Consider the following 16,038-nt stretch of genomic DNA (forward strand, 5'->3'; position numbering starts at 1 on the left):
AAACTTTTTTAAGGCACATTTTAACGATTTTTTTTAAACCTGTTTGTAAAATAAAATACTTTGGTAGTCCCAAATCTAATTTCACAAATAAATGAAAACTAATCTACTAATCTGTTTTCTATCCATTACTTCGTTGACCTATGGTCAAAGAGATAGAGAAATTATCAAGCAAATTGATAGTATAAACTCCACTGCTTTAATTTATTACGATAATAATGACATTGTAAAATCTTTCAATGGATTTAATAAAGCAAAAGCATTATCAGAAACCATAGATGATCGTTATGGGAATGCCATTGCAAATTATAATTTAGGCCATATTTACAATTTGATGCAAAATGATAATGCAGCAGAAAATTGTTATAAAGCCATGCTAAAATCTGCAAAGCATACCAAGGATGATTATTTAATTGCTAATGCTTATATAAGTTTAGGGAAACTCTATAAAAACAATAAAGCATTTGAAAATGCGATTTCCTACTTTGAAAATGCATTAAAATATGGTTTGGATATTGTTAATGACAATGAAAAACAACAAATACAGCCTCTTTTATTTGATATTAGAATCAATTTAAGCGAAGCATTATTAAATAATAATCAGTTTGAACAAGCATTGATTAGTTTGTTGAAAGTTGAAGAAAGTTTAAAGAATAATACAGCAAGCACCTATTCAAAAGGGTATTTCAATTACATATACGGACTTTATTTTGTTAAGCAAGATTTATATAATAATGCGAATTCCAGATTTAAAGAAGCCATAACGTTATTGGAAGAAGATAATAAAAATTTAAAACTTTTAAGTAAAGCCTACGAGGAGTTGTCTTTGTCAGCAGCTAAATCTGGAAATAATGAAGAAGCCTACGTGGCTTTATTAAAACATAATAATTACAGAGAGAGGTTTTTAAATGAAGAGAAATTAAAAGAAGATTTAGTTACTAAATCCAAATTTCTTATTGAAGATTATAAAAACAATGCACATCTTGCTAATATTGAAAAACTCGAGCAACAACAAGCAAATAATAAGATTAAAATGGTAAACCTTATTATTTCCATCACGTTATCTTTGTTGTTCGCTTCATTAATTACGTTGTATGTAAGTTATACTTCCAAAAGAAAATTAAGCAAGACTCTAGAGATTCGTAATAGTGAACTGGAAATAACCAAAGAGCAAGCTCTGAAATCCTCAGAATTAAAATCAAAATTTATTTCTAATGTATCACACGAATTAAGAACTCCTTTGTACGGTGTTGTTGGCATAACATCACTTTTGCTTAGCAATAATAATTTGAGCTATAGAGATACCAAATTGTTGAAATCTTTAAAATACTCGGGGGATTATCTTTTGAATTTAATAAATGATATTTTACAAGTAAGTAAAATGGAAAACCAAAAAGTAGAATTGAAAAACACATCCGTTAATGTAAAAGATTTATTAGAAAGTATTGCAAATACATTTGAATACAGACTTCAAGAAACCAATAACAAAATTAAAATCTACATTGATAATTATGTGCCAGAATATATTAAATGTGACAATGTTAGGTTGTCTCAGGTTTTAATTAATTTAATTGGTAACAGTGTGAAATTCACAGAAAGTGGCACTATTAATTTAAGAGCCAGATTATTGAATATAGATAATAACCAAGTTGGATTGCGTTTTGAAGTAGAAGATGACGGTATAGGAATACCTGAAGAAAAGTTTGCCACCATATTTAATAACTTCTCACAATTAGAAGCCGAAAACAATTTTAATTATCAAGGCACTGGTTTGGGACTTTCCATAACGAAAAAATTAATTGAGCTATTTGAGAGTAAAATTGAACTTGAAAGTGAAGTTGGTAAAGGATCGAAATTTAGCTTTAACGTGAATTTTGAAATAGATAACAACAGGACGAATAGTATTTCTGATTCTGATAATAAACCAAACAGTTTAATTTCTGAAACTAAAAAGCGCAGGATTCTAGTTGCTGAGGACAACAAAATAAACCAGATTGTAACAAAAAACCTGTTAAATAAAGAAGGTTATCTATGTACCATTGTTAACAATGGATTGGAAGCCATTGAGGAAATAAAAAATAATAATTTTGACCTTATTTTAATGGACATCAATATGCCCTTAATGAATGGAAATGAAGCTACTATGGCCATTAGGAAATTTAATGATACCATCCCAGTTATAGCGTTGACGGCTGCAGATATTGAAGATGTTAAAGAAGATCATAAAAATATAGGTTACGATGATATTATTACCAAGCCATTTGATAATTATGAGTTTTTTCAAATTCTTTCAGCCAATATTAATAAACAAAGAGAAATCACTAAATTTATTAAGGCTTCTTAAAGAGTGTTTATAGAGCTACTTTCCGACTGATAGTTAAACCATCCCTTATTGGTAGAATAACGGTTTCTACACGTTTGTCTTCTTTTAAAAGCGAATTGTATTCTAATAGCGCTTTTGTTGCCGTGTCATCTTTTTTTATAGGTTCAATGACTTTACCGCTCCATAAAACATTGTCAGATAATAAAATGCCTCCTATATTCAGTTTGTTAATAATCACATTAAAATAGATTGGGTAATTGTCTTTGTCGGCATCAATAAAAATCAAATCGAATGTTTCATCCAATTTTGGTATGATTTCCAAGGCATTTCCCAAATGCTGAAAAATTTGTTTTCCGTAATCAGATTTATCAAAATATTTTCTTTGAAAATCAATCAGTTCTTCATTAATATCTATGGTGTGCAATGCTCCCGAAGTTTGCATGCCCTCCGCTAAACATAAAGCGGAATAACCCGTATAAGTACCGATTTCCAAGATGTTTTTCGGGTTTACCAATTTAGAAATAATACTAAGCAACCTCCCTTGATAATGACCGCTTAGCATGCGTGGCTGCAATATTTTTTGATAGGTTTCCCTACTAAGTTGTTGTAACAGTTCTGGTTCGTCTTCAGAATGTTTTACAACATAATTATCTAATTCTTCTGGGATAAAATACATATTTAAAGGCTTTTTGTTCTGCCGCCATCAACAGGCAAATTAATACCATTAATATAATTGGCCGCTTCACTTGCTAAAAAAACAACAGCATTCGCGATTTCTTCGGGTGTTGCAAATCGTTTTGCTGGTGAATAACTTTTCATGATTTCTGTCATTTCGTCAATGGAAGTGCCTTCGTTTTTTGCTTTTATTTTTATTATTTCAGCGATGCGTTCAGTATCGGTAAAACCAGGAAGCACATTGTTTACCGTAATTCCCATGGCACCAACTTCGCTAGCTAATGTCTTACTCCAATTACCAACGGCTGCTCTTATGGTATTACTAACACCAAGTCCGGGAATAGGTTCTTTAACAGACGTTGAAATGATATTTATAATTCTGCCAAAGCCTTCCGTTTTCATAAAAGGAATAAGTGCTTGAGCCAATAAATGGTTGCACTTTATATGTTGTGTGAATGCATTTTCAAATTCTGAAATCGAAGCATCCAAGATAGTGCCACTTTTAGGGCCACCAGTATTATTGACTAAAATGTGAAATCCATGGTTTTTTTGAATGAATGAAACTACTTTAGAATGTAAAATATCAGGATTTGAAAAGTCTGCCACAATGTAATTGTGATTTTCAGGATTGGGTAATTCTGATAAAACCTGCTTTAATTTGTCTTCATTTCGAGCTGCCAAAGTAACATGAACACCTTCTAGGGCTAATGCTATTGCTGTAGCTTTTCCGATGCCTTGAGTGCTTCCGCAAACCAAAGCATACTTATTTTTTAAATTTAAATTCATAATTTTGTTTATAACAAAAATAAGAAATGGTCAGTAGAATTTACCTTTACTTCCATATTCATTTTTTGTATATTTATTTAAACTTTTAAAAAATGAGCAAAATCAAAGAATACTCAAACGGAGAAGTCACCATAGTTTGGGAGCCCGAAAAATGTACACATTCGGCTATTTGTGCCAAAGGATTGCCAAAGGTATTTAAACCTAGGGAACGTCCATGGATTACTATGGAAGCTGCATCAACCGAGGCGTTGGTAAATCAAATAAAACAATGTCCATCTGGTGCTTTGGATTATTATATGAATGGAGAAGTTCATAAAGAAGCGGAGCATCTGTAAATTAAAATAGAGATTATTGATAATGGTGATTAAATGATTTGCAACAAGTTTAATTGCAACGGTACATTATATTGGGTGAAAAAGAAAAGCTCTTTAACTATTGGTTAAAGAGCTTTTAAATATATATAGACGCTTAAAGCGGGATATTTATAATTATATACGATTGAAGATTGAGTTTGGATTATTTTCCCAAAAAAATTATTCTAATGTTACTTTTATATTCGTAAAGTTTATATTCATACCATTAGCCATTTTATGTTCTGTGGCTAATTTTAGGCCGTTATAAACTTGATAAGTTTCAAAGGTGTTTATAAGGGAAGGGTTTTCGCTATTGCCTCTTCTAAACACCCATTCTTTGATTAAATAATCGTCTCCATAATATAAATCGTAAGCATCTCCAGGTGTGTAGCCACCACCATCACTTGGATACGTCAATGTAATTTTATTCATTTGTGTTTTGCTTATCGGTGATTCAGCTTTAATAGGCGCCGAAATGGTTGTATTTTTATCCCAAACCAATTGAAATGGTATAAGCAGCCAAAACTTATCATTGATAAAGCTTTTATCTAGATTTATTTTTATTGAATCTATTTTGGTTCTGTTATAATTGACAATGGAATCTTTGTCTGCTAAAAAAGATACATTGCTATTTTTTGGTTCCCAAACCCATGAACGTTCGCTATGGCTACTGTCTTTATCTACATTAAAAGTAAACTCAATTTTTGAAACGTTTTTCCAATGTTCGTAACCATGAGAATTAGCAATTTTTTCAGCTATGGTCAATTCTTTGGGTTCACTCACATTTTTTTGATTTTCTTTACAAGAAAAACATAGTGTTGTTAAGATAATTAAAATAGCATTTTTCATTGATTTAGTGATTTTCTTTTAGTAATTCTGTTGGGAAATTAGCTTTAAAACGTTTTAATCTAGGGATGGACACGTTTCTTATATAACTATTGTTTGGGTGAAGCTTTTCATAATTTTGATGATAATCTTCAGCTATCCAAAACTTTTGGAAGGGGTATACTTCGGCAGCAATGTTTGCATTTAATTTTTTTGCCAACGCTTCTTTCTTTTTTAAAATGATTTGTTTTTGCTCGTCGTTTTGATAAAAAATAATGGAGCGATACTGCGAACCATTATCTGGGCCTTGTCCATTAACCTGTGTTGGGTTTTGAGAAGCAAAGTAAGCATCTACCAAGGTTTCAAAACTTACTATCTTTGGATCATAAATAATTTCAACACTTTCTGCATGACCTGTTCTTCCAGTATTACTGCTTTCATAAGTGGGGTTGTTGGTATGGCCGCCAGAATATCCACTTATGGACTCGTCAACACCTTTAATGCTTTCATATACGGCTTCTACGCACCAAAAACAACCACTAGCAAAGTAGGCACGATCTTTGCCATTTTGAATGGGTACTTGAACAGGTTTAGCATCTATAACTTTTTGAACTTGATTGTTTTGGGCTTTGTTTTGGCAACTGAATAAAATGGTAAGCGCTATGGCTGATATGATATTTTTCATATGTAAATATTTATTGTTTTTTTGGTCATATGGTATCGCCTTATTTTTATTGGTTTTTGTTTGCAACAAACTTGTTGTCAATGGCGATTTCATAATAAGTTTTTTTAACTAGTCGTATAAAATTAGAAAACCTTTTTATTTTTAATTGTGAAAGTTTTCACAAAATAAAAAAGCCTTCATAATTTATGAAGGCTTTAGACATATAGTTTTTAATGGATTAAAATTTTGAAAACAATTTTGCCATTTTTTCTTTTTGTTCTTCTGCTAAAACAGCGTCAACTAAAATTCTACCACTATGCTCATCTGTAATTACTTTTTTGCGAGAAGCAATTTCTACTTGTATTTGTGGTGGAATGGTAAAAAACGAACCTCCAGAAGCACCTCTTTCAATAGCGACTACCGCTAAACCGTTTTTTACATTTTTACGAATTCTATCGTAAGCAGCAACTAAACGCTCTTCAATTTGTTCTTTGTAATCTTCAGATTTTGAAATTAAAGCTTGTTCTTCTTTTTCAGTTTCGGCTAAAATAGCATCAAGCTCACTCTTTTTGTGTTTAAGGTGATTTTCACGCTCTTTTAAACGCTCTTTGGTTTCGGATATAACCTCTTTTTTTTGTTCGATTTGAGACTTATATTCTTTAATGTGCTTATCAGCTAGTTGAATTTCCAATTCCTGAAATTCTATTTCTTTAGTAAGCGAGTTGAACTCTCGGTTATTTCTAACGTTCTTCTGTTGCTCAGCATACTTTTTCATTAAAGATTTAGATTCTTCGATAAGATTCTTTTTAGAAACAATATCATTATCTATGACTTGCAAACTAGATACAAGTTTTTCTAATCTTATATTCAGTCCAGCAACTTCATCTTCTAAATCACGAACTTCTAATGGAAGTTCTCCACGAACATTTCTTATTTCATCTATGCGGGAATCGATGAGTTGTAAATCGTATAAAGCTCTTAGGCGCTCTTCAACAGTTTGTTCTTTTTTAGCCATACTTTAAAAATACTTAACAGGATTGGTAATTGTCTTTGATAAAACGACTGCAAAATTAGTGATTTTTTTCGTAAGATATGCAACTAAAATATTTTTTGTGAATTGCTCACTTTCATAATGTCCAATATCCACTAAAAGGAGGCTGTTTTCGGCAGTAAAAAAATCATGATATTTTAAATCGGCTGTTACAAATGCATCAGCATCAGCACTTTTAGCGGCTTCAATGGCAAAACTTCCCGAACCTCCCAAAACGGCTACTTTCTTTATGTTTTTATTTAAAAATTGGGAATGTCTGATAAGTTGGGTATTCATTTTGGTTTTTACGTGGGTTAAAAAGTCTTTTGGTTTCATGGCTTCTTTCAAATTACCAATCATGCCTAGTCCTATATGCTGATTTTTGTTTTCCAAAGTAGTTATTTCATAAGCAACTTCTTCATAGGAATGTGTTTTAAAAAGCGTTTGAAGAATATTTGATTCTAAATGTTTGGCAAACGTAACGGTTATTTGGGTTTCTTTTTCAGAATGAACTTGTCCTTTTTCGCCTTTTGTTGGATTGGAATTTTCATTTCCGTTAAATGTGCCAATCCCTTCCACATTAAAACTACAATCATTATAATTGCCAATACTGCCTGCTCCCGCTTGAAATAAAGCATTTCGTAACTGTTCGGATTCTTTAATTGGAACAAAAGTGGTCAACTTTTTTATGGTTTGATTTTGTGGAATTAATATGCGCTTATTTGTTAACTCCAACTGATTGCAAATCATATCATTTACACCTTGAAAAGCATTGTCTAAAGCAGTGTGCATACTGTAAATGGCAATGTCATGTTTAATGGCTTTCATCACTACACGTTCTACATAAGTTTTGCCAGTTAACTTTTTTAAGCCTTTAAAAATAATAGGGTGGAAGCTAACAATAAGATTGCATTTTGTTTCAATGGCTTCATCTATAACGGTTTCAAGCGTGTCAAGTGTTACAAGAATGCCTGTAATGGGCATGTTTTTATGGCCTACTAAGAGACCAACATTATCAAAATCTTCAGCATATGCTAAAGGGGATAATGCTTCTAAGTGATTCATGACATCTTGAACAATCATAAAAATGCTATTTTTTATTATTAAACAAAGATAAAATATTTACTTTGTTGTAATGAAATTGATTAGAAAGATAACGTTTCCATTTGTGCCTATTTATTATGCGATTACAACTTTGCGTAATAAATTATACGATTTAGGTATTAAAAAATCCATTTCTTATGATTTCCCAATAATATGTATAGGAAATTTAAGTGTTGGAGGGACAGGAAAAACGCCGATGGTAGAGTATTTGATTCATTTACTTAAGCATGATTATAAAGTGGCAACTTTAAGCCGTGGATATAAACGTAAAACCAAAGGATTTCAATTAGCCAATGAAAAATCATCTGTAGATACTTTAGGTGATGAGCCGTTTCAGTTTTATAATAAATTTAAGAATGATGTTTTGGTTGCTGTTGATTCCGATAGAAATAACGGCATTAAAACGTTGATATCACTTGAAAATAGGCCGGAAGTCATCCTATTAGATGATGCATTTCAACACAGAAAAGTAAAAGCAGGATTTAATATTTTGCTTACTGCTTATCATAATATGTATACAGACGATTTTGTATTGCCAACTGGTAATTTAAGAGAACCCAAAAGTGGTGCCAAGCGGGCAAATGTTATTGTGGTTACTAAATGCCCTACGGATTTGACCGAAGACGATAAAGTAACCATTATTAAAAAATTAGATGTAGCCCCGTATCAACATGTTTTTTTTAGTTTTATAAATTATGCTGAAAATGTTTTCTCTGGTGAAAGAAGTATAAAACTGAATGATTTAAAAGATTTTGCTTTGGTAACGGGCATTGCCAATGCAAGCGCCTTGGTTCAATTTTTAAAAGAAAAACAGTTTAAATTTGAACATCTTAATTTCAATGATCATCATGATTTTTCTGAAAAGGACATTAAAGAACTCGAAACAAAAGAAATGATTATTACTACCGAAAAGGATTTTATGAGGTTAAAACAATTTACCTCTTTAAAAAGCAAATTATTTTACTTGCCCATAGCCATTGGTTTAGATAACGAACCAAAGTTCAATACCTTAATAAAAGATTTTTGTAAAAAAGTTCAAGAAACTGTTTAAGTTTTGTTTATTGATGCTTTTTTGAATTATTTTTGAATCAGATGAGGCGGATTTTTTTTTTAATAGCAGAGCTATTAGAAAAAAATTCCAACGAAATATGGGTCAAAAAGAAACAAAAAATGGCTTTTAGATAATATTTAAACAGTTTCTAAGCTGTAGCTGATTTATCTTTATTTGCTGCCAATGCGTTGTAGAGTTTTTTCTCAAACTCTTCTTGTTTGAATGGTTTTGGTATAATATCAGTAAAACCAGCTTCCTCAAACTCATGCATTTTGTCTTCAATAGTAACGGCCGTAAGCGCAAAAATGGTTAATTCCTTATCAAAGGTCCTTACAATTTTAGTGGCTTCAATACCGCTGATTCCTGGCATATGAATATCCATTAATATAATATCAAATTTATTAGCTTTAATCATTTCTACAGCAGATTCGCCATTATCAACAATATCACATTTAAGATTCATTTTTGTTAGAATCTTTTTAGTAATCATTTGATTGATTTTATTGTCTTCAACTACCAAAATCCTAACATTTGATAAATCTAAATCATCTGCATCTTCAAATAGATTTGATTTGCGTTCAGGGGCTTCTTTTTCCTTTTGAATGGTATATTCAAGCGGAATTTCAAAATAAAAGGTAGTCCCTTTCCCAAGTTCACTTTTAACAAATATTTTTCCTTTTAAAATATCAATCAACCCTTTTACAATAGAAAGGCCAAGTCCGGTACCGCCATATTTTCTGTTTATTTGAATGGATCCTTGGGAGAAACTTTCAAACATGTTTTGTTGTTTTTCTTCGCTTATGCCAATACCGTTATCTTCAATTTCAAAACGTAAGGTGTACATGTTGTCATTTTGCTCCGTTTTGTAAACTCTAATCCAAATATCCCCATCTTTAGTGAACTTAATGGAGTTGCCAATTAAGTTTATTAGAATTTGCGAGATTTTTAATTGATCGGCTATAAAGTTCTCTGGTAAATGTTTATCGTATTCAAAATGTATTTTAACATTATTGTCTTGTGCCGAGTTATTCAATGCTAAAACAATATTGTTTATTTTCTTTTTCAGGTTGAATGATTCTGGATCTATATCAACTTTATTAGCTTCAATTTTATTTATTTGAAGGATGTCATTTATAAATGTTAAAAGATAATCTCCAGAAAATTTCAATGATTTTAAATGCTGTACTTGCTCTGGTCTTGGGTTTTCTTCTAATAACATATTGCTTAAACCTGTAACAGCATATAATGGTGTTCTGAGCTCGTGCGTTACTGTTGATAAGAAATTGGCTTTGGTTTTTGAGGCTAATTCAGCTTTTTCCTTGGCTATAATGAGTTCTGCATTTTTTTTATGCAGCATGTTATTTGTTTTTAGCCTAATGTTATTGTTTTTGTAAAGCGAAAGCGTTAATAAAGATAGGATGGTTATAAGCGCCACACTTAAAATAGAAATTAAAGTGCCTAAGTCGTTTTTGCTATTGGCTTCAACCAATTCTTCTTCTGTTTTTTTGTTTTTTTCAATTTGATCGTTCATTAAAGATTGAATTCTCTTTTCTGGCGATAAATTGGCTTTTTTAACCAACCTAAGGGAATCAGATAAATTTATATAGGCTTTTAAATAATGATTTGAAGCTTGATAGTTTTCAATATTTAGATTAATGTCACTTAATATGGAATAAGCATCGCTTAGAACCTCTGGATAATTATTGTTCTTAGCCATTTGTAAACCTTCATTAGCAAAGGCCTGGGCTTTTTCATTATCACCTAAAGAGGCATAAACTTTCCCTTGGTTAATTAAGGCTGTACTTTCAATTTTTAAGAGATTTTCTTTTTTAGTTAGTGCTATAGATTGTTCAAACAAGATTCTCGCTTGTTTATAATTTTCAAGATTAAGATAGGTTTTGCCCTCTAAATAAAGGGTTTCTGCCAAATTTTTGTTTAACCCCTCTTGTTCAAAGAGATTTTTTGACGCATTGAAATAGTCTAAAGCTTGGGTGTAATTTTTTTTGCTTAAATATACTTCTCCTAAGGTTTTATAAGAATTAGCAAGGTTAATATTGTCCTTTGAAAAACGTTGTACTTCAATAGCTTTGTTTAGGGATTTTAAGGCTTCGTCTTGTTCTTCTATAATAAGTTGTAATTTGCCTTTTTTAGAATAGATAATACCAATACTTTTATTATTTTCAGCTTTAATAGCCAAGTCTAAAGCCTCATCAAGTTTTTTTTGTGCTTCAAAATAGTTGTAATTTTCAACATCAATGTCTGATTGTGAAATACGATAATCTATATTGTTTTGTAATATCTCAGGATCGTCGTCAATTGTTTTTTGCGACCACATGCTAATGCTCAATAGCATTATAACAATATATAAGTGTCTTTTAATTTGAGGCATATCAATCAACTATAGTGAACAAATATAATTATTTTGTCGATAAAACAACATTTTTTTCCGATAAATTGCACAATAAATCAATAATTCTTGCAGAATATCCTGTTTCATTATCATACCAACCGATTATTTTTACCATGCTACCTATTACAGAAGTCATTTGAGAATCAAAAATGCAGGAATGAGTATTTCCAACAATATCTATTGAAACAATTGGGTCTTCTGTATATTCCAATATGTTTTTATAGTGATGTAAGGATGCTTTTTTGAAAGCATTGTTTATATCTTCAATGGAAACCGTTTTTTTTACATTAAAAGTAATATCGGTTAAAGATCCGTTCGCAACTGGGACTCTAATGCCACAACCTCCAATAACATTGGAGAGTTCTGGGAATATTTTTGTGAGTGCTTTTGCGGCTCCAGTTGTAGTAGGCACAATGGATTGTCCTGCAGCTCTGGCTCTCCGTAAATCGCTATGCGGTTGGTCGTGTAAACTTTGGTCGGTAGTGTAAGAGTGAACCGTTGTTATGTAAGCTTGATTGATGCCACATAGTTTGTTAATTATATCAATCATTGGGGCGGCATTATTTGTGGTGCATGATGCATTGGAAACGATGGTTTCAGTACCATCTAAAAAGGTATCATTTACGCCCATTATAATGGTTTTGATATCATCTTCTATGGGTGGAACACTTAAAATGACCCTTTTAGCACCATTGATAATATGAAATTGTAAATCTTTTGAAGTTTTAAATTTACCGGTCGATTCAATAACAAAATCTATTTCAAAGGGTTTCCAATCAATATTTTTTGGATGATTGGCATTTAGTAAAGTAACTTTTTTTTGGTTTACAATAATATGATCGTCATCATGTGAAATAGTTCCATTAAAAATACCATGAATACTATCGTATTTGAGTAAATGGCTAAGGGTTTTAGTATCAGCTAGATCGTTTATGGCAACAACCTCAATGTTATTGTATTCTTGAAGTAGTCTAAAAACCCGTCTACCAATGCGTCCAAAGCCGTTAATAGCTATACGAATCATAGTTTATTCTATATGTTTTTGAGCTCTATAAGATGAGCGTACAAGTGCACTACTTTCAACATGACGAAATCCTAAACTTAAGCCAATGGCTTCGTACTCCTTAAATTGGTCTGGATTTATAAATTGTTTTACTGGTAAGTGTTTTTTGCTAGGTTGTAAATATTGGCCAATAGTTACTACGTCCACATCATTTGCTTTTAAGTCATGAAGGGTTTCTATCACTTCTTCCCTGGTTTCACCCAAACCTAGCATAATTCCCGATTTTGTCCTTCGTTGTCCTTGTTGTTTTAAATATTTTAAAACACCCAAGCTTCTTTCATATTTCGCTTGAATTCGTACTTCTCGGGTTAAACGTTTAACGGTTTCTATATTATGCGAAACCACTTGGGGTGCAACATCAATAATTCTATCGATATGTTGTTCAATACCCTGGAAATCTGGGATAAGAGTTTCAAGGGTGGTTTCAGGATTCATGCGTCTAACCGCTTTTATCGTTTCTGCCCACATAATACTTCCCATATCTTTTAAATCGTCTCTATCAACACTTGTTAAAACAGCGTGTTTAATTTTCATGATTTTTATGGAACGCGCTACTTTTTCGGGTTCATCCCAATCTACGGTTTCTGGCCGTCCTGTTTTTACACCACAAAATCCACAAGAGCGCGTACAAATATTTCCTAAGATCATAAATGTAGCAGTGCCTTCGCCCCAGCATTCTCCCATATTTGGACAACTTCCAGAGGTGCAAATAGTGTTTAGTTTGTATTTATCAACTAAGCCTCTTAACTCTGTATATTTTTTTCCTGTCGGAAGTTTTACGCGTAACCATTTTGGTTTTGGTAGTCTTTCCTCAGGTAATATGCTTGAAATAGTTTCGGTATTCATACTTTAAAATAAAGTCACAAAGATACGAAGTATTCCATTAAAAAGCGGCTATAAAGTGCTAAGATACCACATGCTGAAACCTATTAAAAAGAGGATACCTAACCAACTTAAAATATGGAGTTTTACAGATGGATGCCATTCTTTAGGTGTGTGTTTACTTGATATCAGCACATAATTTATAATAGCAAAAAAAGGAGCTGTAATAAAGGAGAGGATAGTTGCAATTTTTATTAATAAACCCATACCAGATGCTAAAAAAAGAAAAATAACAATGGTTCCTATGGACAATAAAATAATCCAAAAGGTGTAGTTAAAAAAAGAGGGTTTTTTAAAGAGTAACTCTGTAGTTCTTGCCATCGCTCTTGGAGAGGCATCTAAAGTGGTTAATGTAGTACTGAACATGGTTGTAAAAGCGGCAATCCCAATAATTACATAAGCCCAACTTCCTAGATTAATGGTGTACATATTTATAAGCTGATTGGCGAATTGTCCAGCAGAATCGCTAAACGTTTCTCCACTATGAAACATGACATAAGCTCCCAATAGTACAAATCCAACACCAATAAAAATGGTGCTTATATAGCCAACGTTAAAATCAAATAGGGCAGACTTAGGCGTGTATTTTTTGGTGTCGTTGTTTTTTTCAATACACCATAAAGATTGCCAAACAGAAACATCTAAAGGAGCTGGCATCCAACCCATAAAAGCAATTAAAAAAGCGATGTCGACAGTGTTTTTTGGAAGTATTTGTGTTAAAGTTAATTCCCCAGAACTATTAAGATAAGCCATAATGACAGCTATTATGGTGCTTATGGTTAATGTGATGACAATAATTTTCATTAATCTATCAAGTAGTTTGTATTTTCCGAAAATCAATAAACAAAAACAGATGACTAAAATAACAATGGTCCAAATTTCTACGCTAATAAAACGTCCAAACAAGCTAGAGGCTAAACCAGCAGTTACAATGGTTACGGCCGTTTGGATGGTAAACATGGTTGCAAATGTGATGATGTAATAACTAATTAAAACCCATGTGCCCAATTTTTTGTAGCCATCCAGTAAACTTTCATTAGTGGCTGTTGCATATCTAGGGCCAAACTGAAAAAACGGATATTTACACACGTTTACTAAAAGCAAGGCCCAAAGTAGCCCTAAGCCAAAATCGGCTCCAGCACGGGTGGATTGTACTAAATGCGACACGCCTATGGCCGCACCAGCAAATAATAAACCAGGCCCTAAATTTTTAAACTTAGTGATCATTGATTATTTTGAATAACATCAGCCAATAATTTTTTAGCTCTCAAAAGTTTTACTTTCACATTATTTATAGGTTCTTTAAGCTCTACGGATATTTCTTTATAGCTTAATTCTTGAAAATAACGCAAATTAATAATTTCTTGATAATGAGGCTTTAGCTTTTTAATGTCGCGAAGTAATTTGGCCAAATGCTGCTCGGTAATGAGTTCGTCTTCTGGCGAAGGCGATTCATCTAAAATTTGATAAACCGATTTATCATCATTGGAAGTGTATTGCGAAATGGAATTTTTTTCCTTCCGAAGCAAATCAATATGTATGTTTTTTGAAATGGTTATCAGCCATGTTTTAAACTTATATGAATCATCAAACGTATTAATTTTATCAAAAGCCCTAGAAAATGTTTGGATGGTGATATCCTCGGCATCATTCTCGTTTTCAATACGTTTTAATTGAAAACCATATACATCATCCCAAAAAGTATCTAGCAGAAAATTAAATGCTTTCTGATCGTTTTTTTTGGCGCGAACAATGGCTTCTTCTATTTCCAATGGTTTGGTTTTGAAATAAGATTATTTATAAAGATAGCTAATTGAAACACAATTAAAAAGATTTCTAAAAACGGTATTAGTAATAAAAGGTCCTTTTCGTTCAGCTTTTTACAAGATGCTCCTATAACTGTAAACTGAACTATGATTTTTAGCAATAACAGAGCAACAACAATTGGCCAATAATGTAAAGTAACTAAAAGTATAAAAGCGAAAAACCAAAATAATAAGTTGGTAATATAAATAACTGCCAATGAAATTTTGTGCTTCAGCTTATAGTAATTTGCTGTTGAAATATGTCGTCTTTTTTGATTGAACCAATTTTTAAATGTGGTTTCTGGAATGGATTCTGTGAAACCTTCATTTGAAATACAAATAGCGGTGTTGGTTTTTGAAGCTATTTGATTGATAAATAAATCGTCATCACCTGAACGAACTTTTATGTGTGAAACAAAACCATTCGCTTTAAAAAATTCATTTTTTGTATATGCCAAATTTCTTCCAACGCCCATGTAAGGTAATCCTAGATTAGCAAAAGAAAAATAATGAATAGCCGTAGTTAACGTTTCAAAACGAATGAGTTTATTTAAGAAGGATTTTTTGATTTTAGAATATGCGCCATAACCCAAAACAATGCTTTTTTCGTTGCTAAAATGAGAACTCATTTCACTAATCCAGTATTTAGAAACAGGTTTGCAATCGGCATCGGTAAATAAAAGATAATTGTGTTTTGAAGCTTTTATACCAAGTGTTAAAGCGTATTTTTTATTGGCCCAAAACGCCTCCGTATTTTTTACATCAACAATTTTTATGTTTGAATGTTTTTCTGAAAAGGCTTCCATAACTTCAAGGGTATCGTCATGGGAAGCATCATTGATAAGTACAATTTCAAAACTAGTATAATCCTGGGAAATGATTGAAGGCAAAAAGTTTTTTAAATTTTCAGCCTCATTTTTTGCACAAACAATAACAGAGACCTCAATATTATTAGGTCTTTTTTTTATAGGTTTAAGAAAAGCAAACTTTCCGAAGAAGAATATATAAAATATGACTTGAATAAAAACTACAACGGTAAATGCGTAGAATACCACATCAAGAAAAACCAT

Annotated in this window: 15 protein-coding genes; 3 read left to right on the top strand and 12 right to left on the bottom strand. The window is 31.9% G+C overall.

Translation table 11 applies throughout. From position 1 onward, the window contains the following. Positions 1-91: 91 nt before the first annotated feature. Positions 92-2,341 (top strand): tetratricopeptide repeat-containing hybrid sensor histidine kinase/response regulator, encoded by a 2,250-nt coding sequence (locus CSW08_RS16030; protein WP_106660878.1) that lies wholly within the window; start codon positions 92-94, stop codon positions 2,339-2,341. Positions 2,342-2,348: 7 nt separating this feature from the next. On the opposite strand, the gene CSW08_RS16035 is transcribed toward CSW08_RS16030, so the two are convergent. Next, entirely contained in the window at positions 2,349-2,996 is a 648-nt protein-coding gene (locus CSW08_RS16035) for an O-methyltransferase (RefSeq protein WP_106660879.1), read from the bottom strand. Positions 2,997-2,998: 2 nt separating this feature from the next. Beyond that, entirely contained in the window at positions 2,999-3,781 is a 783-nt protein-coding gene (locus CSW08_RS16040) for an SDR family oxidoreductase (protein ID WP_106660880.1), read from the bottom strand. Between the two features lie 92 nt (positions 3,782-3,873). On the opposite strand from CSW08_RS16040, the gene CSW08_RS16045 reads away from it, so the two are divergent. Then, positions 3,874-4,116, top strand: coding sequence for a (4Fe-4S)-binding protein (locus CSW08_RS16045; protein WP_106660881.1), 243 nt, complete (start codon positions 3,874-3,876; stop codon positions 4,114-4,116). Between the two features lie 198 nt (positions 4,117-4,314). On the opposite strand, the gene CSW08_RS16050 is transcribed toward CSW08_RS16045, so the two are convergent. From CSW08_RS16050 to CSW08_RS16065, 4 genes are all read right to left on the bottom strand, one after another. Continuing rightward, complete coding sequence (locus CSW08_RS16050; RefSeq protein WP_106660882.1) at positions 4,315-4,983, bottom strand: hypothetical protein; 669 nt, start codon at positions 4,981-4,983, stop codon at positions 4,315-4,317. Between the two features lie 4 nt (positions 4,984-4,987). Further along, positions 4,988-5,644 carry a peptide-methionine (S)-S-oxide reductase MsrA gene (msrA, locus tag CSW08_RS16055; RefSeq protein ID WP_106660964.1) on the bottom strand — a complete coding sequence of 219 codons (657 nt, stop codon included), beginning with the start codon at positions 5,642-5,644 and terminating at the stop codon, positions 4,988-4,990. A 217-nt stretch (positions 5,645-5,861) separates the two neighbouring features. Next, complete coding sequence (locus CSW08_RS16060; RefSeq protein WP_106660883.1) at positions 5,862-6,638, bottom strand: zinc ribbon domain-containing protein; 777 nt, start codon at positions 6,636-6,638, stop codon at positions 5,862-5,864. A gap of 3 nt (positions 6,639-6,641) precedes the next feature. Continuing rightward, entirely contained in the window at positions 6,642-7,736 is a 1,095-nt protein-coding gene (locus CSW08_RS16065) for a Nif3-like dinuclear metal center hexameric protein (protein ID WP_106660884.1), read from the bottom strand. Positions 7,737-7,788: 52 nt separating this feature from the next. Here CSW08_RS16065 and lpxK point away from each other — a divergent pair, with 52 nt between their 5' ends. Next, positions 7,789-8,808, top strand: coding sequence for a tetraacyldisaccharide 4'-kinase (lpxK, locus tag CSW08_RS16070; protein ID WP_106660885.1), 1,020 nt, complete (start codon positions 7,789-7,791; stop codon positions 8,806-8,808). Positions 8,809-8,956: 148 nt separating this feature from the next. On the opposite strand, the gene CSW08_RS16075 is transcribed toward lpxK, so the two are convergent. The 6 genes from CSW08_RS16075 to CSW08_RS16100 form a co-directional block, all read right to left on the bottom strand. Next, entirely contained in the window at positions 8,957-11,161 is a 2,205-nt protein-coding gene (locus CSW08_RS16075; RefSeq protein ID WP_238987292.1) for an ATP-binding protein, read from the bottom strand. A gap of 64 nt (positions 11,162-11,225) precedes the next feature. Next, positions 11,226-12,242, bottom strand: coding sequence for a type I glyceraldehyde-3-phosphate dehydrogenase (gene gap, locus CSW08_RS16080; RefSeq protein ID WP_106660887.1), 1,017 nt, complete (start codon positions 12,240-12,242; stop codon positions 11,226-11,228). Positions 12,243-12,245: 3 nt separating this feature from the next. After that, entirely contained in the window at positions 12,246-13,127 is an 882-nt protein-coding gene (gene lipA, locus CSW08_RS16085) for a lipoyl synthase (protein ID WP_106660888.1), read from the bottom strand. 48 nt (positions 13,128-13,175) lie between these two features. Beyond that, entirely contained in the window at positions 13,176-14,390 is a 1,215-nt protein-coding gene (locus CSW08_RS16090; RefSeq protein WP_106660889.1) for an Nramp family divalent metal transporter, read from the bottom strand. Then, on the bottom strand, positions 14,387-14,935 hold the full coding sequence (locus tag CSW08_RS16095) for an RNA polymerase sigma factor (protein WP_106660890.1): 549 nt from the start codon (positions 14,933-14,935) through the stop codon (positions 14,387-14,389). The genes CSW08_RS16090 and CSW08_RS16095 overlap by 4 nt, the downstream gene beginning before the upstream one ends. After that, positions 14,926-16,038, bottom strand: coding sequence for a glycosyltransferase (locus CSW08_RS16100; protein WP_106660891.1), 1,113 nt, complete (start codon positions 16,036-16,038; stop codon positions 14,926-14,928). The genes CSW08_RS16095 and CSW08_RS16100 overlap by 10 nt, the downstream gene beginning before the upstream one ends.

Origin of the sequence: Confluentibacter flavum (assembly GCF_002843175.1) — a bacterium.
GTDB lineage: Bacteria > Bacteroidota > Bacteroidia > Flavobacteriales > Flavobacteriaceae > Confluentibacter > Confluentibacter flavum.

Bases quoted from the DNA above. Each gene is read 5' to 3' on its own strand.
- CSW08_RS16030 (WP_106660878.1), top strand. From the start codon at position 92: ATGAAAACTAATCTACTAATCTGTTTTCTATCCATTACTTCGTTGACC.
- CSW08_RS16035 (WP_106660879.1), bottom strand. From the start codon at position 2,996: ATGTATTTTATCCCAGAAGAATTAGATAATTATGTTGTAAAACATTCT.
- CSW08_RS16040 (WP_106660880.1), bottom strand. From the start codon at position 3,781: ATGAATTTAAATTTAAAAAATAAGTATGCTTTGGTTTGCGGAAGCACT.
- CSW08_RS16045 (WP_106660881.1), top strand. From the start codon at position 3,874: ATGAGCAAAATCAAAGAATACTCAAACGGAGAAGTCACCATAGTTTGG.
- CSW08_RS16050 (WP_106660882.1), bottom strand. From the start codon at position 4,983: ATGAAAAATGCTATTTTAATTATCTTAACAACACTATGTTTTTCTTGT.
- msrA (WP_106660964.1), bottom strand. From the start codon at position 5,644: ATGAAAAATATCATATCAGCCATAGCGCTTACCATTTTATTCAGTTGC.
- CSW08_RS16060 (WP_106660883.1), bottom strand. From the start codon at position 6,638: ATGGCTAAAAAAGAACAAACTGTTGAAGAGCGCCTAAGAGCTTTATAC.
- CSW08_RS16065 (WP_106660884.1), bottom strand. From the start codon at position 7,736: ATGATTGTTCAAGATGTCATGAATCACTTAGAAGCATTATCCCCTTTA.
- lpxK (WP_106660885.1), top strand. From the start codon at position 7,789: ATGAAATTGATTAGAAAGATAACGTTTCCATTTGTGCCTATTTATTAT.
- CSW08_RS16075 (WP_238987292.1), bottom strand. From the start codon at position 11,161: ATGCTATTGAGCATTAGCATGTGGTCGCAAAAAACAATTGACGACGAT.
- gap (WP_106660887.1), bottom strand. From the start codon at position 12,242: ATGATTCGTATAGCTATTAACGGCTTTGGACGCATTGGTAGACGGGTT.
- lipA (WP_106660888.1), bottom strand. From the start codon at position 13,127: ATGAATACCGAAACTATTTCAAGCATATTACCTGAGGAAAGACTACCA.
- CSW08_RS16090 (WP_106660889.1), bottom strand. From the start codon at position 14,390: ATGATCACTAAGTTTAAAAATTTAGGGCCTGGTTTATTATTTGCTGGT.
- CSW08_RS16100 (WP_106660891.1), bottom strand. From the start codon at position 16,038: ATGGTTTTTCTTGATGTGGTATTCTACGCATTTACCGTTGTAGTTTTT.